Here is a 20,606-nt window from a genome sequence, read left to right as displayed (position 1 = left end):
TTCTTTTTATTGATTGTTTGGTTTCTGTGTTATATCCAATCGTTCATGCCAAGATTCATTCTCTTTCCATTTACTTCGCTCATAAGTTCCATCTGTGAATATTGTAGTAATTCGATACTCATAAGGTTCACTTAGTTTTACTGCATGCGTAAAACGGATAGTTTGTGCATAAACTTCTGGTTCATTTGCTTTGAACATTTTTTTCAAAACAATATCGCTTCCACTTACTCCTTTCGCTTTTATTTCTATACGTTTTGCATATACTCCTTCTGCAATGTCATTGTTGAAATCGAAACAGTAAATATCTAGTGCTGCATAATCTGGAGGAATTGTTCGTTGATTGATATCAACTCTTTTTAATAAATCAGGCCACTTTTGGGTATCTATTTGAATATTAAGAGCTTCCGATTTAAATATTTGTTCAGACAGGTTGTTTGTTTTTGTTGAATCTATACTTGACAAACTTTCTTCTAAAGTTTTTCTTAAGTCTCCATTTCCTGTTAGTTTTAACTCAGTTGCGTCAGCGTTTAGAAATTTTGCAGAAAACGTGTAGTTTACGCTTAACGTAGGTTGTTCTCCCTGTAAGGTGCTCCAAAAAATTTGCGAATCATGTTCTGAGAGTCTTATTGTAAAATCACGTTCTTTCCAATTGGTGGCAGATGATTCATCTTGGCTATTCTCAAAAAAACCTCCAGATACTTTGTTTGTTATAGTATCATTATAGTCACTTGCTCCATGAGTTAAATAAGCTTTCAAATTACTTACCGCTATTGGTTGCAGTTCTTTGATATTTTTGTTTGAGTTTTTTAAAAATTCTCTAACTCTGGCCAACCTTTCTTTAGTTGGTATGTGTTGTACAACTTTAAAATGGATTAAACTTCTAAATCTTTTAGTACCTTGATCTGCTGTTGCCCTAGTACCTGTATATCTTATTTGTAAAAACTTAAAACTAGGTTTTCCTTCTTCTGATTTTATCAACTCCAAACCATATGGCGCATAATAAAACACTCCTTTTTTATAGAAATCTTGATACACTACAACACTATCAACCAATTGTTTTGATGCTAAATTAGGCTGTCCAAAAACCATATATATAGGCAATAGTAGTGCTATGAAAAAACTGTGATGGGTTTTCATGATTAAAAATTTAGAAGTGATGTATACTGTTTTTTACTAGTCTTGAGGAGTTGTATTTAAACTTGAAATATTCTCTTTTAAAATCTTTGAACCTAAAATGAGGTCTACTTCATCTGAAAAAATCCAGCTATCTGATCTATGAACTTCTCCATCGGGCATTACCACGGTAATTTGGTATTCGAAATTTGGAGTATCTTCCTTTTTAAGATATAAAGGTCCGGTTGAAAACACCTCCATGTCTTTATCTATTCGAATAGTTGGTAACTCTATTACTGTTTTTCCTTTTGGATCTGCCTGTTTCGTTCTAACTTTAATTTTCATAAAAGCTGGCTTTATAGATTCGAAAACCCCAACACTTTCAAAAGCTATTTCCTTATTTAACAAAGAGGTTGCATTTGATATTTCTTCAATAATTTCATCTACACAACTAGGGCAATCATCAATGCTATAGTCAATCCAAATTTGTTCTGTTTTTCCTTTGGTTTCAATCCACTTTGGCATTTTTGATGTGTCAAACTCAACACTTGCTTTTGCAGGTACAGTTACATTGTTTAAACTCCATGAGTAAACTATAGGAATTGTCTTGTTTCCTTGTTTTTCTATAATTAATGCATGAATCATTTTTAGCTTTAATGGAAATTGCGTTTCATTTTTCCATTTTTTATCTCTCCATGAATTTGGCTGTAACATAAACTTTCCTAAAGTTCTTTTATCTGCTAACGTAATTCTAACTGGAATTAACTGCTCTGGTACAGACTCACTATCGGGAACGAGTGTCATTGCTCCTTGCACTCCTACTCCTTCTGATAAAGCCACTTGAATTTCTTCTTTTGTTTTAGTGTCTGTAACCCAAGAAATGTCAATAGGATTAGAGATAGAAGATGTTACGTTTACATTTATTTTATCTGAAGAAATATCATACTGTCCTTCTAAACCAGAGGAAAGTGAAATTTTCGGTGCAGATTGAATTGGAATAATCTTTAAATCGGTAAACTTATAGCTCGTATTGCTTTTAACATATGACTCTAATAATGTTTTAATAAGTGCAATTTCTTTTGAACTAATTCCTGGTGTTAATGTACCCACCATTCTAACATTCGCTCCATTATCTCCTTCTGAAGCTTCTCCGTATAACATTCTGAATTTATATCTTTCATCTGCATTCCATCTTAAATGATATGCGTTTGGCAAGTAATAAAATACCCCTGATTTTAAATTCTTGTCAGGATATACATCCATTCTTATATTGGTTATTTCATATGGAAACTCAAAATCATTATCCGCCACTAAATCTTCCCACAATGAAATCGGATTGTTATCTGGTCCTTGTGGTGTCTTATCTTCTTCTGGTTGTGTGGTTCCTCCTGAAGTTGTAGTAGTTCTTATCCCAGTATAAATGGGCATAAAAATTTGAAGTTTCTTAAACGTTTCTGTAGTCGTTTTAACTCTTGATTGGGACTTATACTTTCTAGTATGTCTTGCCGATAAGTTTTTATTAAACGTGAATGTAAAGGTAGAGGTAGCTATTCTACTATCAAAAACAGCTCTATACATATTTAATCCTCTTAAAGGTGATAACGTTTTTGTTCCCCAATCACAATCTCTAGGACTACATTTACCATACACTCTAACGTTTTTACCATTGTTAGAAACTACCACTTTGGTAATACTTCTGGTATTCGCGTTTGTATTTACCCAAGTACCGTCTATGGTATTTTTATTGACGGTAGGTGTTAAAGTTCTTGTAGGAGTTGTTCTAATTGTTGATAAAATAGCCTTGTTATAGTTAAGTTTTATCTGCGGTTTTTTCTTAGGAATAATAATTTTCTGATTATTCTCTTTTAAATTAGCGGCACTTCCAATAGGATCTAAAACCGCTTGAATAGTAATGTTTTCTGGATTAACATCTGTTTTCCATTGCTTATTTAAGTTATATAAATTGGTGTTCTTTACGAATTCATTTTTAGATTTAGATAACTTGATTTCTAAGTAAGGTGAGTCTAATGTAAGCCCTTCGGGAAGATCTTCTGAAAGTGCAAATTCTAATTCTAAAGGACTCGTTTTTCCTTCTAATGAATATTCTATCTTAGGAGTTCCTTTTAATTGCTTTTTCTGAGCGTCTAAAACGCTTGCTTTAAAATAAGCGTTGCTTAGTCCAGTATAAGCAATGCTAAGTTTTAAGGTTCTCTCACTATCATAAGTGACTGTGACAGATTCAACCTTTCCATCTAATTTCGAAATTAAACCTGTTAACAATCCTGTAACATCGTCTAATTTATTGAGCTTTTTGTTTTCTAATCCACTAAAGTTCTGAGCATTTAATTGAATTGTACATAATAATAGGTACGTAAAAACAAAACAATAGAATAATTTCCATTGATACATGGGTGGTGTAGTTTTCATTTCCGAGTAAGTTTTTTGTTGACGATGTAAAATTACTTCGGTACCTCCCATGCAATCAAGGTTGAAAACATTGATTCTTTTTTAACAAAATCCCTAAATAAATTTGAGAAAAATCTTCTTCGATTCAGGGAAACCCTATTAAAAAAAAACAGGAAAAACCCCATTTAAAATTAAGGAAAATAAAAAAGAGGCAATTTAAAATTACCTCTTTTCTTTATTAGTTATTATTATTTGGAATTTAAGGACAGGTAGTATAATTATAACCTGCTGTACTATCTTTTATCCATTTTGATGGGTTTGGTTCAAAAGTGTTATCTATTTGAATACACATTAAATTTGGATTTTCACTTACATTAAAATATTCTACAAGACGATTGTTTCCATTAGCAATATGGATAGCAACAAGTTTACTATTTTTGGTAATAGAAACATTCGTTAAATTTATGTTTTTTGATAAATTTACAGAAAACAACTCGTTATAATCTAATTTGAAAATTTTCAAATGAGTGATCTTTGTAACATCGATTGTTGAAATTTGATTGTGCTGTAAATTTATTTCGTTTAACATATAACTATTTGGTAAAGTTACTGTTGTCAATTGATTCTTTGCTGCGAATAAAGTTCTTAGAGCACTATTATCTTCTATATCTAAGTTTGTTAAACTATTGTAACTACAATCTAAAAAAGATAAACTTAAATTATTTGAAACGTTCAGTCCTGTCAATAGGTTTTGAGACACATTAAGAGACTGCAACCTTGCATTATTACTTAAGTTTAGTGAAGACAATTTATTAGATTTACATACCATTACTGCCAAATAAGGATTATTTGAAGTGTTTATGGCAGTAATTTTATTATTTGAAAGATACAATTCCCTTAGCTTTGTATTTTGAGAAATATCTAAACTTGTAAGTTCATTCTCTCTTAACATCATTATCTCTAATAAAGGATTTTTGGTAACATCTATTGATAATAATTGATTGGTATCTGCTACCAACGACTTTAGTTTTACATTTTTACTTACATCTAAACTAGATAAAGAATTACCATCTGCGAACAATACCTCTAAGTTCACATTTTTTGATAAGTCAACATTGCTTAGTTTATTATTACTAAAATATAACTGAGTTACCTTAGGAAAGTATTCTATTCCTGTTAAATCGCTAATCGAATAATTGGATACTATTAATCTTCCTACATAACTTTCTGCTTCACTTTCCTGAATTTCAGTATCGTTATTTGTATTTAAACTAGTATTAACTATAAGTGCTTTCTTAAAATTATCATCTGGTATATGAACAACAGGGTCTTCTTCAACATCGGTAACATTAATTATAATTTCTGCTGTTGTTGTTAAAGATCCATCTGAAACTTCCACAGTTATTTGGTGTTCAGTTTTAGTTTCATAATCTAAACTAGCTCTTGGAGACAACTTTAAATCTCCTTCTACTGAAATTCGAAATATGTCTTTATCGTTCAATTTCATACTAAAACGCACTTCATCTCCATCTACGTCTGTTGCAACTACCTTTCCAATAATTTGAGTCGCAGTTAAATCTTCGGCTACGGTAAACGTTTGATTCTCCATTACTGGCACTTCGTTTTCATCTGTAACATTAATTGTAACTTCTGCTGTAGCAGCATGGGTTCCGTCTGAAGCTTCAACAATGAAACTATATTCTTCTTTTGTTTCAAAATCTAATTCTTTCCCTTCAATTAAACTTAATTCTCCTGAATTAGAAATTTCAAAATGTTTACTTGATATTCTATAAGTTAACACATCGTTATTAGGATCTGTAGCAATTATAGTTCCAATAACATGAGTCGCCGAAACATTCTCAACTACAGTAAATACTTGATTATTTATTACTGGCGTTTCATCAACATCTTTCACTTTAATACTAATCTCTGCCGATGCTGTTTGAGTTCCATCTGAAACCTCAACAATCAGTTTATGTATTCCTTTTGTTTCATAGTCAAGACTCTTATTCATAGCAACCGCTAATTCACCTTCTTCTGAAAGTAAAAATAAGTCGGCATCATTTTCTTTAATCTTAAAAACTAGCTGGTCGTTCTCCGGATCGGATGCTACAACAGAGCCAAACTTTAAACCACTTTCAATATTTTCTAGTACTTCTAATGTTTGATTGGTTATGACTGGAGCTAAATTTATTTCTTCTTCTTCATTACATGCTAATAGCGTAATTAATACTAAAGGTAATACCTTAAAGTAATTCTTAATTTTCATTTTTTTTATTGATTTAAATTCCCGCAGCGAAACTAATGTATAGGCTAACGCAGTTCTTCACCCTAAAAGGGTGATATTTCAAATCTCATTTATCCGAAAACTAGAAACTCTTTTTTAATGAATAGCATTTGTAGATGAGGAAAAGTAAAAAAACCTTTTTGAGGATTTCAATATTTAACTTTTATATTTGTTATATATCAGTAACCAAGAATCTCAATTTTAAAACCTTTTTTGGTACATAACAACGTATATTATACGCATGTAAACATGATAGAAATAAGTTAATTGAAAAAGAATGCCTACTATATCTCACTATGATAAAATCTCACTTAAATACTTTATTAGTAATATCGGAGTTCTAGAAGATTTATCTTCACTTTCTTCAGTAAAGAGTATTTATGACCAAAGCAAATCATACTATAATGAAGTTGAAATATTAAGAAAAGATGGTAAATTGAAGAAGGTGTATCAGAGTTTTTATGAAATTTATGTAAATGACAAACCATTATCATTTATACTTGATCAATATTTTGAAAATAAAACACCTATAATTTACAATTGGGTAGGAATGATAGGAGCTTTTAGTAAAAAATTAGATTTAATCACCATCAAATTATTACTTAAACAAGAAATTAAAAAAAATGATGTAATTGCATTATACACTAAACATAATGAAACTTGTGATAACATAATAGAACAATATAGTTATGAAATTAATCAATGTTTAGAAGCCTTTAAAAATGAAAACATCCATATTTATGGATGTCCTCAATGTGGAGAATTGGAACATGGAGGTTATTTTGTAAAGATCAAAAAGAAAAAAGGTTATTTTCAATGGGAGTTTGAAAAAGAAAGCAGGCAATCCGTCAATCCAGAATATATACCAAAGAATAATGAAAAAGATAAACTAATTATAAAATTTGATAAAAATCAGTACACAAAAACATTTTATAATTACATAAAAATGAAAAATATTACTCATCCTATCTATAATTAAATGTGGCATTTAGTCCACTTAAAAAACAAACTATTATGAATAGAAAAACTAAACTTTTTACCTTGATAATTATGATTGCTACATCATCTACTATGTTGACAGCACAATCAACTACTGAAGAAATCATAACTAATTTTTTTAGCACCTATAAAAAATCACCTCAAGAAGCGGTTAATTATGTCTTTTCAACTAACAAATGAATGATTGATCGAAATAAAGACGGAATTGAAAACGTAAAAAGTCAATTAACAAATTTTCTTGGTTTAGTTGGCGATTATTATGGTCATGAAAAGATTACAGATAAAAGCATTGGTAAGAGCTATAAACTTGTGAGTTATATGGTTAAATATGACCGACAACCTATTCGATTTACATTTGTATTTTACAAACCAAAAGACAAATGGCAGGTTCAAAATTTCCGATTTGATGATAATTTGGATGATGAATTGAGAGAATCAGGAAAAGTATATCGTTTAAAAGAAAACTGGGAATAAGAATTACTTACAACTGTGACTATGACTAAAACTGCTATAAATATTGAAAAATGAAATATGAAACCCCGATATATATTGGAGATTTATTAGATAGATATGAGACGGGAGAACGTCAATTCCCTAACTGTAACTTTGAAAAACATGAAAACCTTCAAAATCTGATTTTAGACAACTCAAACCTTGAAGGCTCTTCATTTTTTAGTGCCGACTTTACTGGAAGTAGTTTTCGAAATTGCAATTTGAGAAATTGCAAATTTAAATGCTGTAAGTTTCAAAATGTTAACTTTGAAAATGCCGATTTAAGTGGGTGTGTATTAAGTGCAGTTGAATTTATAAACTGTAGTTTCTTAAACACTAAGTTTGATGGAGCAAACTGGTACGGAAATACTATCTCAGCAGAAGACTTTATGAAAAGAATAAACAGCACATCTTATTAATTATCTTTTCTCATCAACAGAAAAGGACTGGCGTTCTTTTCTGTAAAAATCATTCACAAAACCACCATATGGGCAATCCAATGAAAATAGTTTTTAAAACATTATTAATTACATTCATTTCAAGTATTACTTATGGTCAAACTATTGAAAAAACTTTTCAAGGTTGTTGGGGTGATACGAATTGGAAATTTCAATTTTCAAAAAATGGTAATTATAAACGTATTTCAGATGGACATTATGGATTTACCACTGTAAAAGGAAAATATAAAATTGAGAATGATACGATAAGAATAATTTCTGGATATCAGAAAACGCATAGTACTATCAACGAACTATATATAATTGATGACAACGTTTTAATTGACGTTCATTTAGGATATGGATATGTATTGTCTAAACCAAATTCTCCCATTTACTTTTATGACAATTGTTGTTTACAATACCCTAATATTAAAGGAGTAAAAGCTGAATCGATAACGCAAATGGAAAAAGTTCTTAATCTAGCTCTTAATTCTAATGTGATTAAACAATTTTATCATTTTAACTCTGTTAATGAACGGAAATTAGTGATTGCTAACTATCATAAATTACAGGCTAACATTGAAGTTAAGAATATAAAAGCAATCTTTAAACCTAAAGAACAAATTCAAGAAACCTTTTATCTAGAATTTGAAGAAATTAAGAGGTGTTATCATATAATTTCCTTCACTGTTAATATTCATGATGAAGGAGTTAAAATAAAATTTATTTTTAAACAGGAAAATGACAAATGGAAACAAATTCATTCCGATACAACTGAAAAAAAAGATAGCCCATAAGAAAATGAAAAAAGATAAAGAATTATTAAAAAAAATTATACCTACTATTTCAAGACCTGACGGAAAAGACAGGGAATGGTTTAATAACGATGAAATTCTATCAAAACTTAATAAAGAAGAATTAAAAATTGTTGAGCATGGGTTAATAAAAATGCTTAAAACTGATAATGACATCCTAATTCCTCAAACTCTTATCAAATTAAAATCATTAGATTCTGTGCCAACCTTATTGAAAAAATTAGAATCGATTAAAGATCCTTTTGAAAAAATAACTTGGGCAAGTTTCATTAATGAGATAAAAGGCGGAGATTTAGAAATGGAAAATATTGCATTCGAACAATTGCAAAAATTAGAATTTATTTACGAGGTTCAAGGTCCTATTTTTAATGATTTAATAAAATTCAAAAGTGAAAGGATTAACAATCTAATTAAAGGGTTCGTAGAACATAAATATTTTTTAGTAGCTCATCATGCAAAGTTAGTTCTCAATTTTAATGGTTATGCCGACTCTTATGAAATGGATAGTTCTCCTAAAAAATGGCTGGAATTTTGGAAAAAATAAACCAAGTACAACAATGGCTATAATTCATTGAACTAAGTAACCAAAAGAAAAAAAATAGATGATTGCTAAAAATTGGAAAGAAATACTTGTCTTCACAGTTTCATTAATTATATCGTTGATGACTTTGGTAAATGGAGAAAAGTTTCTTGGAAAGGATTATTCATCAATCGTATTTTCAATATTTCTCACTGTAACAATAATATTTGGAGTATGGATATTGATAAATATTTCGGTTGATAAAGATTTGGAAAAGATAATTGAAACTAAAAGAGAACTGACTGAGGAGGAGATCGAAGAAAGAGAAAAGTGGGCGGGGAAACTTGAAATAATAAATAACGAAATAGTTTTTAACTACAATCAAAAACAACTAGTTAATATTAAAATTTCAGACTTAAAAGTCATAGGTGAATTCACTACAAATGCAGACCCAATTGCAACAGACTGGTACTTAATAATAGTTAAGAAGAATAATGAAGTCATATATATTCCTACATATGCAGTTGGACTTGAAGATACGTTAAAACAATTATCAAAAACATTACATCACGAAATAGTACCAAAGCTGTTTTCAAGTATCAATTTTGACAGCAATGTAATTTATCCGAAATCAATTACCGGTGAAAAACTTTTTCAACTAAGTAGTTTGAATCCAAATGGATTTTGGAAAAAAATAAAGGTAAATATGGGATTTAGCCCAATTACTCCTATTTTAAGAAATGAAATTACTGAATTAAAAGAATAAAAAAAAGGATTGTTAATTAACAATCCTTTCTGTTTAGTAGCGGGAACAGGACTCGAACCTGTGACCTTCGGGTTATGAGCCCGACGAGCTGCCTACTGCTCTATCCCGCGATTTGCGGTTGCAAATATACAACCTTTTCTAGATAAAATCCAAATAAAATCACATTTATTTTAACCTCAAATGAAGTCAAAAATAAATTATACGCACAATCGGAACCAATTTTTAAACAATCTACTCTCAAAACCTTTAAACCAAAACATCTCTAAAAAACTAAAAATCGTTTGAGACTTTTAATATTTAACTTTATTTTCGACAAGCAAAAATGTATCCTATAAACTACTCATTGATTCATTAAATCAAGGAAGTAATATAAAAAACGCTATAGATGAAAAATAAACTAAAAGTATTCATTAAAGAAATGATTCCTGTATTGCTAGGTGTATTAATTGCTTTATGGATTAATAACTGGAACGATAGTAGAAAAGATAAGAATTATATAAAAAACTTCTATACTTCCTTAAAAAAGGAATTTAACGAAACCAATAGAGAAATAAACAATAAAATATCTTCTCAAAAAATGTTAGTAGACTCTCTTAGTTTTTATTCAAACAATGAGAAATTGACATTAATTAATGTAATTACTAAAGCTGGAGGTATCAATGGTCCTCGCATTAAATTAAACTATTGGAAAGCCCTTTCTAACTCAAAAATAGATCTCATTTCTTATGATAAATTATCTCTGTTAGCAGACATTGAAGATGGAAATAACCTCTTAATATACAAAAGAGACAAAATCATAGACTTTGTCTATGCAAACTTGACCGCAACAAGTGCTAAAGAAAAACGCATTCTTAAATTAATGATGGAAGAACTCCTTAGAACTCAAACAAGTGTGCAAAAGGATATTTTAACAATATTGAATGAGTAATAAAAAATAATACTTGATTGTATATAACCAGTTAAGCATCAGCTGAAGAAACCTAAAACAAATGGCAATTTATCAATATTATTTAGCAGCTATTCCTAAAAAAGGAATTCTAAAAAAACACGATTTGATTCCAACCAAAATCGGAGTTTGTACCGAATCTGGATACTTTGAGTCTGATGCGGAATTATATTGGAAAGAAATTGACAAAAAAGCAGAGGAAATAACGCCAAAAATTGACTCAATTGTAAAAAGAGCTAATTAGGGAAATAGTAGTTCAAGTTTTAATTGGAAAACTTATACTGAAACTTTGGACAATGATGCATTTATGGGATTGGATGAAGAAACATTCTCGATAACTGAATTTTCCTTTAGAACGGATTTGCGAGAAAATGGATTTACGTTCTTGAAAAATATGATTGAATTGGGAAAAGAAAACGACTGGATGTTTATGGACAGAAAAGGCAAACTAATGAACGCCGATTTTGAAGAAATTAAAGAAAGTATTCGGAATTCGGACGCTCATAGTTTTTTGAAAGACCCAATTAAGTTTTTAGATAATCTCGATAACGAAAATGAATAAAGCCGAACGCACAACAATGTATAAACTCGATTACAGCCGATTCGACTACGTCCGAATCCACTCGTATTTTAAAAACATTGGTGCATCATTAAAAATTAGTAATTTTAAACGGTAACTGACGATTATATGAGACCGTTGTACACAATATCACTAGGCAAAAACAAAAATGAAAAAACCTAAAAAAGATTGTCATAAAATAGACTTTATTGAAAGTTGGAATTCTATTGAAGAATTTTACAGTTCTTTTGAAGGAAGTTGGAGTTCAAGAGGTAAAGATGCTATACGCTTGATTAAACAAATGCGAGATTTAGGGTTAGATGAAAAAATAAGAGTTGGACAGACATTGACAACTTTCATATTATCAAGAAATAGAAACTATGGTTTAGATAGAGAGCCTCACATACAAATCCTTTTTCTTGGAAATAACAAAATGAGTGTTAAGCCAAATTTTAATGGAGAAGATATTTTTAATAGTCCAGATGTAAATGTCAAATTTGAAGTTAATTATACTGGATATCTTTATGAAATGATTCAAAAGTTATTAAATGAAGAAATAATATTGAATGAATATGAAGAAGAAGACCTTGACACATTTTTTGCTTCTTTAGATAATGATAACAAAAAGTAGGACTCTAAAAAATACTGTGTACAACAAAGTATAACGGCAATTACGACAGATTCCACTACGTCCGAATCCACTCGGAATTGCTAACGTCAGTTCTTAACCGAAAAATTTGCGTACTTTAACCCGTAACTAACGATTATACGAAACCGTTGGCCTGCATTAAAAAAAGCTATGAGAAAACTGAAAAATATAATTATTCTACTGACAATGATTCTAACCAGCTCAGTCATATTTGGACAAGAAACAGAAAGGTGGAAAATAACCGAAAAGCAAGCTAAAGAAATCATTCGTGAAAGTTTGTCTGACTCAACTCGTCATAATGTTATCGGTCTACGACCGATTCTAACAAAACGAAAAAAAGTTATTGAATTTGCTGAACTTGTTCTTTGGGATATTTATGGAAAAAAGAATATTAAGAAACAAAAACCATACGACGTTTTTCTAATTGATAATTATTGGTTTTTGCGTGGAACTTTACCGAAAGGATGGAAAGGAGGAACATTCACAATAATTATTGATTCTCGGAATTGCAAAATAGTACGACTGACACATGGGAAGTAAAACGACACACCAACAACAGCTATAATTCAGCGTGCTGAATGAATAATAAAACAAAAACTTTAATTTTAAACAGGCTGATTTCCAAAGCGGAAAAGTCTACAACTTATTCCACAACGAAATCATAGCCTAAAACTTTAGAAATAATTATGAAAACCTTAATTTCCTTAGTTTTACTATTAACAATTTTAAATGATATGGATATAGATAAACAAGTAATATCATATTCAATTGTCACAGCAAAATCAGATTTAATCGTAGAAGGAGAAATTAAGAACGTTAATGATGAAACATATGAATTTTCCATTACAGACTTCATAAAAGGAAAAACCAGCAATACTATTACAGTAAATAAATGGAAAGAGTGGATGTGTGATTCAAGACAAATTAAACATTTAAAAGGACAAAATCTCATTTTATTTTTACAGAAAAACCAACATGGTGAATATAAAATTATTAACGGAAGTACAGGAGAATTGATTATCAATAGTGACGGTAGTATATTACGCTATGATTATGAAAGATTGCCAAACAAATCTGTAGTAAAGAAAGGAATAAAAATGTTACTTAATTCTATTAGATACAACGGAGAACTATACTCGAATGGTGAATTTGAGTTTTTAGTGAATAAAACTGAATTTGAAAAAATGAAAAAAATGAATTCATTCTATTTCAAATCTACAAGAGGAATTACATATTAAAATAAACTATTGCTAACAAGATGTATAATTAATAAAATTGAATTTCCTAAACAACGGAAAAGAACTCGCGTCCTTTTCCCGAAAAAAATCATACACAAATACGTTGTAAGTAATTCGAGAAAATGATAAATGTATTTAAAAAGAAAAAGGAAGAAATAATAGAAGAGTTCACCATTGGAGAATTTGATTTTAAAATTGATTCTGGTAATTCGACCATAGAAATTGATGGAAATAAAATTATTGACTTAACAATCAAAGCAGATGAAAATGTTTATGAAAATCTATGCGAAAACGATAATTTTGAATTTGGATATGGACTCTATCCCCCTGAATTTTATGCGCGTGAAATCGACCTCGGAAAAAGGAATCAAATAGTAATCAATGAAAAAAATCAATATAATTATGAAACTGTTCTTTATTTTATGGAACACAATGACGTTGAGATAAATTTAAGTGTTTACGATAATTGGATTTTAGTTGAAGGTTGGACATATATCAGTGGGAAAAAGCATCCGATTATAATTAAAAAGAAAAAATAAAACTACTTACAACACCACCTAAACTTCATTAAAACGCAACTTAGCCAAAACGTTTACAAACATTTAACTAAACCATATGAAAATCATTCTTTCATTATTGACCATAACATTTTTAGTCCTATTTGGACAAAACACAGAAACTGAATTGGTCGGAACTTATTACTCAGTTGACAATGAGTTCGAAAGATGGTCGATTATTGAATTACAAGCAAACGGAACTTTTAAATACAAATACGGACTTAGTGCTTGTCAAGCTGAAATAACTGGAACTTACTCTGTTGCTGACAAAAAAATAAGATTTAAAAATGACCGAGAATACACCAAAAAATATTTACAATCTGAACGAGATTCAATAATAAAATCTGACTCAACTTTTATTGGAATGGGAATTCCAGTATATCCCGATTTGAGTTTAACAGAATGGAAAATAAAAAAGAGCGGAATAAAGCCAATTTCGGAAATTGATTGTGGATGTATAATTGAGAATGGAAAACACAAGAAAAGATAAAAACGATTTACCAAAAATGTATAACCCCAATTACGGCGGATTCGACTACGTCCAAATCCACTCGTACTTTAAAAACATTGGTGCATCATTAAAAATTAGTAATTTTAAACGGTAACTGACGGTTATACGAGACCGTTGCACACAATTAAAACCAATACTAAAATAGCATGAATGTAATTGAGAAATTAAAATATCATCAAGAAAATGAACTTGATGAATGGATTAACAGTGATGAAAAAGAATCTCGAAAATTTTCAAAAGAGTTGGTCAAATATTCAAAAGCTAACTTGAATGAAATTAAGCAATACTGTATAAATACTATTCCAAGTGAATTTTCAAGTTTAAGTATTATTTATGAAGCGTTTTCTGAATTTTCAATTGATTTTAATGAATTTTTATTCGAGGAAATACAGCGTGTGGTTAATTTGGCAAAAAATAAAAGAATTAAACCCGAATATTTAGAAGTACTTACTGATATTGAGACTGAGGATATTTATTCTAAAACTGAAAATATCTATATTGATATTATGGAGTTTTTAACTTCTAATCTTAATTTTCAAAATGAACCAAAATTTAATATAGAACTTTTAGATGTTATTAGTTGGTTCTTAATTGAACTTGATGAAGATGATGAAATTTCAGAAGCAGAAACTTGGATTAATCGAATAATAGAATTAGCTAATAATGCAGATGTAAGTGTAAAAATTAAAGCTCGAGAAGTCCTTAAGGAATCAGATATTTCAAGTTCTTTGCCCCCTCGTTCGATTATTGAAAAAATTAAAGGAATATTTAAATAAACTGCATACAATAATGTATAATGGCAATTTAAGAAAACCAATAAAGCCACAAAATGATAATTCAATACGGTAAACCTTTAAGATATTTAAAACCTCTAAAACCTGAACATTTTTCCAGTTTAGAAAATATAAATTGGTTTAGTAATTGTGGAAAAGAAATTGAATTCTCTTCTAAACACAAGCTAAAAAGAATTGAATCTTTAACGCAATCTGTTGAATTATGTAATTCTATTGAATGGGAAAACTTTCAATTAGAGAAAATAAATGATTTAACTTCATTCTTGAACAGAACTCGACAAAATGAATCGGCTGAATGGAACACAATTACTGTTGGAATAAAGAATTATTTGGATAACGGAATATTTAAAACTGCAAGAGAAAAATTAAATCAAAGTGATTTACCCGACTCAATATTTGCTTCTCTAGAATGGGATATTTTGAGTTACTACCAAGAAGTAGCGTATAAAAAATATAATATTCCAACATTCTATTCTGATTTGATTCCGATTTACAAAAATGGACATTTACCTTGTGGATATGAAGGTGAGTTTCCGAATGGAACAATTCTAATGCATTAAAAAACAAAATATAAAAATTCTGCTCCATATTAATTCTTAAAGTTAGTGTCTTTTTATACGCTACGTTTCATACACAAATACGTTGACAAACATTAAAAATTCAACTATGAATAACTAAATAATACCAAAGCTGTTTTCAAGTGTCAATTTCGACAGCAATGTAATTTATCCGAAATCAATTATCGGTGAAAAATTTTTTCAACTAAGTGGTTTGAATCCAAATGGATTTTGAAAAAAAATAAAGGTAAATATGGGATTTAGCCCAATTACTCCTATTTTAAGAAATGAAATTACTGAATTAAAAGAATAAAAAAAGGATTGTTAATTAACAATCCTTTCTGTTTAGTAGCGGGAACAGGACTCGAACCTGTGACCTTCGGGTTATGAGTTCGAAGAATCACCTTTTTTTCACGCTTTTTCTATGTAAAAAATTGTAAACTGTTTACGAAACCGTTTACGGTAAATTAAACAATTAACTGCATCCCAATATAGAAATTTCCATACATTATTTTTAATAAAAAGTATAAAAATTATTTTATTTTCGCCAGCCTTTAAATGTTATGAAAAATGTATAAGCGAAATTATCATCCATTGATGATAGTATTATACGCTGTCTGAATACCTGACAATCAACAAATTACTCAAATCCCCAAGACCACTAAACATAATTGAAATCAGTTTGCACATGAGCATTACTATGGAAGTGATTGGGTTCATACTTGTGAAAATCAGTTTGATACTATCAAAGATGTTTTTGCTTCTAAGTTTTTATTTAAAGCTATGCGTTTTTTATCGAAACTAGAAAAGGGTATTTACACATGCTAGGAGAATTTTCACAAAATAAAAACTATTAAAACTACATACTTCAAAAATTGTTGCTTCTGTGCAACATTTGGCTTCTTTATCAAAAATATCAGTAGCTACTGCTTGTAAATATTATGGGATTTCTAAAGATTGGTATTATCAAGAAAAAAGAAAAATTATTTGTAGCCTAAACCCCTTAAAAAAATGTTATAAACAATACCCCAATCAACTAACGATACAAGAAATAATTACTATTGAACAATTAATTAAAGACTCTATCCATTTTGGAAAAACTAAAACCACTTTATACTATTACGCTCTTAAAAACAATCTTATTTCCTGCGGAAAATCTACCTTTTTCAAATATACTGCTGCTTTAGGATATCAAAAGATAAAACGATTCAAAGTTACTACTATTGAAGATGGCATACAAAAAGTTGCCTTTGTAAAAGATAATTTTTCTAAAGCTATTTTGCATGTAGCTTCTACAGATGGAAAAGCAGGAAGCAGGTTTATTAAAAACCTTTTTCAAGAGACTTTTACAAAGTATGATTTACTCAACACTACTAAACCTATTAGTATTTTGTCTGATAGAGGCTCTGAAAATAAAGGAAAACTTCTAACTTGGATTAATAGCATAAAAGCCCCTCCACTTGTTACTAAAATTACTGCTAGGACAAAAGAATTTCCATTTTCTAATTCAATGGCTGAAAGTACGCATAGCATTTATAAAACCGAGTTTCTCCACGGAAAACATTCTTTAAATCAACAAATACATTTGCTCGATTTACAGCGTTTTATAGAATATTATAATCATCACAGATATCTAACCGAATTGTATGGATATACTCCTATGGAAATCATTCAAGGTAAAACTCCAAATAAAGACCTCTATAAGCAACAAATACAACTTGCTAGAAAAAAAAGAACAATAATCAAGAATTTAACAATTGTAGTATAAAAGTGTCTTGTATAGCACAATAGAAACCAGAAAATACAGGATAACTACCACAAATAATTTTTGTAGCAACAAAATTTTAAATCTAAAATAACCTCTACTTTACAATTAAAAGTAGAGGTTATTTTGTTAAGCCGTAATTAACTGGTAATAAAAACATATCAATTAAGTGTTCCAATATTCGAACCCTTTTGTTGTGGTTTTTAATAAAAAGTGCACTACGGTAATTTTATATTTAATTCTTGCCACTAACTTACAAAAAAGCTATACAATATGTATAGCTTTTTAAAAATTATTCCTTTTTTTGATTAGTTACTTTAATATTGTCTCCTCTTTTTACGATATAAAAATAAGATCTTCTATTTTTTTGATGTTCTTCTTCAGTACATTTACTTTGATTTGCATCATCGCAATCATTCAGTAGTTTATCTTCACCATAACCAATAGCACTTTCAATTCTATCAGCATTAATTCCTCTAGAAATTATATAATCTCTGGTAGATTTTGCTCTGTTACTGGATAAGGTTTTATTGTATTCTTTGGTACCCCTACTATCTGTATGAGATTCTATTTTGATAATTAAATCTGGATTGTTATTTAAAACCGAAACAATATGTTCCAATTCATATTCTGCATCTTCTCTAATATTATGCAAATCGAAATCAAAATAAATTGGATTGATTACTATTTGATTTTCTACTATCAAGGATTCTAATTGAATGTTCTCAACCACTGTTTCTTTATTTATATCCAACGTTTTTGTATCCTTTTTTGCATTCCTGTAATTTTCTTTTGAAACTACTACTACAAAGTTTTTCTCACAATCTATCTTTTTAAACAAATATTCTCCCGCTCCCCTCGTTCTTTGTTCTTCTATAGGTTCTCCTTTTGAATTCATTAATTGAACCAACACTTCCGAAATTGGTTCTCCAGTTCTCGAATCTGAAACAATTCCTTTTATATCTTCTTTACAATTGTAGATTGTAAAACTATAAATATCATCATCTCCTTCTCCTCCTTTTCTATTAGATGAGAAAAAACCATATGTATGCTCATCATTAATTACAAATGCAAAATCATCAAAGGGACCATTAACAGGACTTCCTAAATTTACCGGTGATGTAAACCTGTTATTTTCTTTCTTTGACTCAAAAATATCTAAAGCTCCTAATCCTAAATGTCCATCAGAAGCAAAAAACAAGGTTCCGTTATTCCCCATAAATGGAAACATTTCTCTTCCCTCTGTATTTATTGATTTACCTAAATTCACTGGTTCTCCGAAAGTATTATTTCCTAAAATATCAGCCTTATAAATATCTGTTCCTCCATAACCATTTGCCATATCAGATACAAAATATAATGTTCTTTCATCTGGACTTAAAGCAGGATGTCCGCAGGAATAATCTTTACTATTAAATGGTAATTCTTGTATATTCCCCCAAACATCTCCTATTCTTTCTACGGAATAAATCTTAAGATGAGAAACTCGGTCTTTATCTCCTTGCAATCGTTTCCCATCAAAATTATCTCTTGTGAAATATGCTTTTTTTCCATCTTTTGTAATAATTAAATTAGATTCATGATATTTTGAACTCAACTCATTGATCATGTTAGCATCCTCAACCTCTAAAACTTTATTTTCCTTAACTTCTTTCTTTTCTGTTTTATAGATATTTAAAAATGGCTGTCTATTCCACCTATATAACTTCTTGTCTTTTTCTGACTTCGGTTTTGCCGAAGCGAAGTAAAAACCATTCTTATAAAGAAATCCTCCAAAATCGGAATATTTAGTATTGGATGAAATATTATGAATATTTATGTATGTCTTTGGCTTGTTAGAATATTCAACAAAGTAATCTTCATTTTTTTCCAAAGCTTCTGCTCTACTATCATTTCCAATATTTTTTAATTTAAACAACCATTTGTCTGATTCTTTTACTTTTCCATTAGTCTTTAAAACTTGTGAATATCGAAAAATATGCTTTGGTGAAGCAACAGACATATAAGAATTCATAAGCTTGTTATAGTATTTCTCTGCTAAATCAAACTCAAAGTTAAAGTAATGTGAATCGCCTAGTCTGCTCAATACTAAATAGGAATCATCTCCTTTTTCATAAATTACTTTATACAACTCCGTTGACTTTTTATACGCAAATTCATTAAAATATCTATCTGCAGCATACTTACGTTGCCCAAACGTAATTGTTGTAAATAGTATACATATCAATATTTGTAGTGGTATTGTTCTTCTCATTTTTACTTTTTTTAAAAGAATCTTGGAGATTTAGTTGCTAACTCTCGGAATATCTCCCATTTTATCATTAATTCATAGGTACCTGAGTTGTAGTTACTATAATTTGAAGTGGTCAAATCATAAGCAAACCCAATATGTAAATTTTCGGTAGCCTGTAACCCAAGTAAAGCACTAATGGAGTCATCCCATCTCCAAGCTGCTCCTGCTGTAAATTTTTGGTTGAATAAAAAATTGGCAGACACATCTAGTGATAAAGGAGCACCACTTACAATTTTTGTTAAAAAAGCAGGCTTAAACTTGATACTCTCATTTAAATCAAAGACATATCCACCTATAAAGAAAAAGTGCATTCTTTCTTCTGCTACATCTCCGCCACTATTCGCATCATCATAATGCTCCGTTCTTATGATATTAGGAACTGCTCCTCCTAAATACCAATTATCAGTGTAGTAATAAATTCCCGCTCCAATAGTTGGTAAAAATCGATTGATATTCCCTCGTAACCTTTTATCTTCCCTATCTTGAATCAATCCTCTACTCCAGTCTACATTTAAATGTCTTCCACCTAATTTCAATCCAAATGATAAATTCCCTTCATCACTAGTTCTTACTCTATAAGAAGCATTAATATCTAAAAAAATCTCTCTTGCTGGTCCAATTCTATCATTGGTAAGGTTTACTCCTAATCCAACTCCGCTATAACCAAGCGGAGCATCATAACTTAGGGTCTGCGTATCAGGAGCTCCATCAACCCCAACCCATTGTGTTCTTCCTAATAAATTTATTATGGTATGTCCACTAGAACCAGCATATGCAGGGTTAACACTCATTGTATTATACATGTATTGTGTATACTGTGGATCTTGTTGTGCATTGATATTTAATCCGCTAAATATCAATGCTACTATTGTATATATATATCTTAATTTCATATTATT

Annotated in this window: 23 protein-coding genes and 1 tRNA gene; 18 read left to right on the top strand and 6 right to left on the bottom strand. The window is 29.7% G+C overall.

The window, feature by feature from the left end; genetic code table 11:
* Window positions 1–6 precede the first annotated feature (6 nt).
* From ABNT22_RS03830 to ABNT22_RS03820, 3 genes are all read right to left on the bottom strand, one after another.
* Window positions 7–1,137 (bottom strand): hypothetical protein, encoded by a 1,131-nt coding sequence (locus tag ABNT22_RS03830; protein WP_348714300.1) that lies wholly within the window; start codon window positions 1,135–1,137, stop codon window positions 7–9.
* A 36-nt stretch (window positions 1,138–1,173) separates the two neighbouring features.
* Window positions 1,174–3,540, bottom strand: coding sequence for a hypothetical protein (locus ABNT22_RS03825; protein WP_348727222.1), 2,367 nt, complete (start codon window positions 3,538–3,540; stop codon window positions 1,174–1,176).
* Window positions 3,541–3,778: 238 nt separating this feature from the next.
* Window positions 3,779–5,788, bottom strand: a complete 2,010-nt coding sequence (locus ABNT22_RS03820) for a cadherin domain-containing protein (protein WP_348714298.1) — start codon at window positions 5,786–5,788, stop codon at window positions 3,779–3,781.
* A gap of 295 nt (window positions 5,789–6,083) precedes the next feature.
* Here ABNT22_RS03820 and ABNT22_RS03815 point away from each other — a divergent pair, with 295 nt between their 5' ends.
* From ABNT22_RS03815 to ABNT22_RS03785, 7 genes are all read left to right on the top strand, one after another.
* Window positions 6,084–6,785, top strand: a complete 702-nt coding sequence (locus tag ABNT22_RS03815) for a hypothetical protein (RefSeq protein WP_348714297.1) — start codon at window positions 6,084–6,086, stop codon at window positions 6,783–6,785.
* A 35-nt stretch (window positions 6,786–6,820) separates the two neighbouring features.
* Window positions 6,821–6,985 carry a hypothetical protein gene (locus tag ABNT22_RS03810; protein ID WP_348714296.1) on the top strand — a complete coding sequence of 55 codons (165 nt, stop codon included), beginning with the start codon at window positions 6,821–6,823 and terminating at the stop codon, window positions 6,983–6,985.
* Window positions 6,986–7,279 (top strand): hypothetical protein, encoded by a 294-nt coding sequence (locus ABNT22_RS03805; protein ID WP_348714295.1) that lies wholly within the window; start codon window positions 6,986–6,988, stop codon window positions 7,277–7,279.
* 50 nt (window positions 7,280–7,329) lie between these two features.
* Window positions 7,330–7,716 carry a pentapeptide repeat-containing protein gene (locus ABNT22_RS03800; RefSeq protein WP_348714294.1) on the top strand — a complete coding sequence of 129 codons (387 nt, stop codon included), beginning with the start codon at window positions 7,330–7,332 and terminating at the stop codon, window positions 7,714–7,716.
* 80 nt (window positions 7,717–7,796) lie between these two features.
* Window positions 7,797–8,534, top strand: coding sequence for a hypothetical protein (locus ABNT22_RS03795; protein WP_348714293.1), 738 nt, complete (start codon window positions 7,797–7,799; stop codon window positions 8,532–8,534).
* Window positions 8,535–8,538: 4 nt separating this feature from the next.
* Window positions 8,539–9,096: a hypothetical protein gene (locus ABNT22_RS03790; RefSeq protein WP_348714292.1), complete on the top strand. Its 558-nt coding sequence runs from the start codon at window positions 8,539–8,541 to the stop codon at window positions 9,094–9,096.
* Between the two features lie 58 nt (window positions 9,097–9,154).
* Complete coding sequence (locus tag ABNT22_RS03785; protein WP_348714291.1) at window positions 9,155–9,838, top strand: hypothetical protein; 684 nt, start codon at window positions 9,155–9,157, stop codon at window positions 9,836–9,838.
* A gap of 37 nt (window positions 9,839–9,875) precedes the next feature.
* On the opposite strand, the gene ABNT22_RS03780 is transcribed toward ABNT22_RS03785, so the two are convergent.
* Window positions 9,876–9,948: transfer RNA gene (locus tag ABNT22_RS03780), tRNA-Met, on the bottom strand.
* A 275-nt stretch (window positions 9,949–10,223) separates the two neighbouring features.
* Between ABNT22_RS03780 and ABNT22_RS03775 the strand changes: the two genes are divergently transcribed.
* The 11 genes from ABNT22_RS03775 (at window position 10,224) to ABNT22_RS03725 (ending at window position 17,417) form a co-directional block, all read left to right on the top strand.
* The gene (locus ABNT22_RS03775; RefSeq protein WP_348716676.1) at window positions 10,224–10,766 is read left to right on the top strand and encodes a hypothetical protein; all 543 of its coding nucleotides are present in this window, start codon (window positions 10,224–10,226) and stop codon (window positions 10,764–10,766) included.
* Between the two features lie 61 nt (window positions 10,767–10,827).
* Window positions 10,828–11,028, top strand: coding sequence for a hypothetical protein (locus ABNT22_RS03770; RefSeq protein WP_348716674.1), 201 nt, complete (start codon window positions 10,828–10,830; stop codon window positions 11,026–11,028).
* 45 nt (window positions 11,029–11,073) lie between these two features.
* Complete coding sequence (locus ABNT22_RS03765; protein WP_348716672.1) at window positions 11,074–11,346, top strand: hypothetical protein; 273 nt, start codon at window positions 11,074–11,076, stop codon at window positions 11,344–11,346.
* Window positions 11,347–11,512: 166 nt separating this feature from the next.
* Entirely contained in the window at window positions 11,513–11,974 is a 462-nt protein-coding gene (locus ABNT22_RS03760; RefSeq protein WP_348716670.1) for a hypothetical protein, read from the top strand.
* 168 nt (window positions 11,975–12,142) lie between these two features.
* Window positions 12,143–12,532 (top strand): NTF2 fold immunity protein, encoded by a 390-nt coding sequence (locus tag ABNT22_RS03755; RefSeq protein ID WP_348727220.1) that lies wholly within the window; start codon window positions 12,143–12,145, stop codon window positions 12,530–12,532.
* A 146-nt stretch (window positions 12,533–12,678) separates the two neighbouring features.
* Window positions 12,679–13,230 carry a hypothetical protein gene (locus ABNT22_RS03750; RefSeq protein WP_348716667.1) on the top strand — a complete coding sequence of 184 codons (552 nt, stop codon included), beginning with the start codon at window positions 12,679–12,681 and terminating at the stop codon, window positions 13,228–13,230.
* Between the two features lie 122 nt (window positions 13,231–13,352).
* Window positions 13,353–13,769, top strand: a complete 417-nt coding sequence (locus ABNT22_RS03745) for a hypothetical protein (RefSeq protein WP_348716665.1) — start codon at window positions 13,353–13,355, stop codon at window positions 13,767–13,769.
* 76 nt (window positions 13,770–13,845) lie between these two features.
* Window positions 13,846–14,277 (top strand): hypothetical protein, encoded by a 432-nt coding sequence (locus tag ABNT22_RS03740; RefSeq protein WP_348716663.1) that lies wholly within the window; start codon window positions 13,846–13,848, stop codon window positions 14,275–14,277.
* Between the two features lie 167 nt (window positions 14,278–14,444).
* A complete protein-coding gene (locus ABNT22_RS03735; protein WP_348716661.1) occupies window positions 14,445–15,074 on the top strand; it encodes a hypothetical protein in 630 nt (209 codons plus the stop codon).
* 53 nt (window positions 15,075–15,127) lie between these two features.
* Window positions 15,128–15,652, top strand: a complete 525-nt coding sequence (locus ABNT22_RS03730) for a hypothetical protein (protein ID WP_348716659.1) — start codon at window positions 15,128–15,130, stop codon at window positions 15,650–15,652.
* Between the two features lie 883 nt (window positions 15,653–16,535).
* Entirely contained in the window at window positions 16,536–17,417 is an 882-nt protein-coding gene (locus ABNT22_RS03725) for an IS3 family transposase (protein ID WP_143592197.1), read from the top strand.
* A gap of 289 nt (window positions 17,418–17,706) precedes the next feature.
* Here the strand turns inward: ABNT22_RS03725 and ABNT22_RS03720 are convergent, their stop codons facing one another.
* Window positions 17,707–19,668 (bottom strand): OmpA family protein, encoded by a 1,962-nt coding sequence (locus tag ABNT22_RS03720; protein WP_086031652.1) that lies wholly within the window; start codon window positions 19,666–19,668, stop codon window positions 17,707–17,709.
* An 11-nt stretch (window positions 19,669–19,679) separates the two neighbouring features.
* Window positions 19,680–20,600: a type IX secretion system membrane protein PorP/SprF gene (locus ABNT22_RS03715; RefSeq protein WP_086031651.1), complete on the bottom strand. Its 921-nt coding sequence runs from the start codon at window positions 20,598–20,600 to the stop codon at window positions 19,680–19,682.
* Window positions 20,601–20,606: the final 6 nt, after the last annotated feature.

It is taken from the genome of Tenacibaculum sp. 190130A14a (genome assembly GCF_964048965.1).
Classification (GTDB): domain Bacteria; phylum Bacteroidota; class Bacteroidia; order Flavobacteriales; family Flavobacteriaceae; genus Polaribacter; species Polaribacter polynesiense.
This window is presented reverse-complemented; position numbering and strand designations above follow the sequence as displayed.

What these genes read in the sequence shown, in the direction of transcription:
- ABNT22_RS03760 (WP_348716670.1), top strand. Translation starts at nt 11,513, where the DNA reads ATGAAAAAACCTAAAAAAGATTGTCATAAAATAGACTTTATTGAAAGT.
- ABNT22_RS03785 (WP_348714291.1), top strand. Translation starts at nt 9,155, where the DNA reads ATGATTGCTAAAAATTGGAAAGAAATACTTGTCTTCACAGTTTCATTA.
- ABNT22_RS03750 (WP_348716667.1), top strand. Translation starts at nt 12,679, where the DNA reads ATGAAAACCTTAATTTCCTTAGTTTTACTATTAACAATTTTAAATGAT.
- ABNT22_RS03730 (WP_348716659.1), top strand. Translation starts at nt 15,128, where the DNA reads ATGATAATTCAATACGGTAAACCTTTAAGATATTTAAAACCTCTAAAA.
- ABNT22_RS03800 (WP_348714294.1), top strand. Translation starts at nt 7,330, where the DNA reads ATGAAATATGAAACCCCGATATATATTGGAGATTTATTAGATAGATAT.
- ABNT22_RS03745 (WP_348716665.1), top strand. Translation starts at nt 13,353, where the DNA reads ATGATAAATGTATTTAAAAAGAAAAAGGAAGAAATAATAGAAGAGTTC.
- ABNT22_RS03755 (WP_348727220.1), top strand. Translation starts at nt 12,143, where the DNA reads ATGAGAAAACTGAAAAATATAATTATTCTACTGACAATGATTCTAACC.
- ABNT22_RS03715 (WP_086031651.1), bottom strand. Translation starts at nt 20,600, where the DNA reads ATGAAATTAAGATATATATATACAATAGTAGCATTGATATTTAGCGGA.
- ABNT22_RS03830 (WP_348714300.1), bottom strand. Translation starts at nt 1,137, where the DNA reads ATGAAAACCCATCACAGTTTTTTCATAGCACTACTATTGCCTATATAT.
- ABNT22_RS03820 (WP_348714298.1), bottom strand. Translation starts at nt 5,788, where the DNA reads ATGAAAATTAAGAATTACTTTAAGGTATTACCTTTAGTATTAATTACG.
- ABNT22_RS03795 (WP_348714293.1), top strand. Translation starts at nt 7,797, where the DNA reads ATGAAAATAGTTTTTAAAACATTATTAATTACATTCATTTCAAGTATT.
- ABNT22_RS03790 (WP_348714292.1), top strand. Translation starts at nt 8,539, where the DNA reads ATGAAAAAAGATAAAGAATTATTAAAAAAAATTATACCTACTATTTCA.
- ABNT22_RS03775 (WP_348716676.1), top strand. Translation starts at nt 10,224, where the DNA reads ATGAAAAATAAACTAAAAGTATTCATTAAAGAAATGATTCCTGTATTG.
- ABNT22_RS03740 (WP_348716663.1), top strand. Translation starts at nt 13,846, where the DNA reads ATGAAAATCATTCTTTCATTATTGACCATAACATTTTTAGTCCTATTT.
- ABNT22_RS03735 (WP_348716661.1), top strand. Translation starts at nt 14,445, where the DNA reads ATGAATGTAATTGAGAAATTAAAATATCATCAAGAAAATGAACTTGAT.
- ABNT22_RS03810 (WP_348714296.1), top strand. Translation starts at nt 6,821, where the DNA reads ATGAATAGAAAAACTAAACTTTTTACCTTGATAATTATGATTGCTACA.
- ABNT22_RS03770 (WP_348716674.1), top strand. Translation starts at nt 10,828, where the DNA reads ATGGCAATTTATCAATATTATTTAGCAGCTATTCCTAAAAAAGGAATT.
- ABNT22_RS03720 (WP_086031652.1), bottom strand. Translation starts at nt 19,668, where the DNA reads ATGAGAAGAACAATACCACTACAAATATTGATATGTATACTATTTACA.
- ABNT22_RS03825 (WP_348727222.1), bottom strand. Translation starts at nt 3,540, where the DNA reads ATGAAAACTACACCACCCATGTATCAATGGAAATTATTCTATTGTTTT.
- ABNT22_RS03805 (WP_348714295.1), top strand. Translation starts at nt 6,986, where the DNA reads ATGATTGATCGAAATAAAGACGGAATTGAAAACGTAAAAAGTCAATTA.
- ABNT22_RS03815 (WP_348714297.1), top strand. Translation starts at nt 6,084, where the DNA reads ATGCCTACTATATCTCACTATGATAAAATCTCACTTAAATACTTTATT.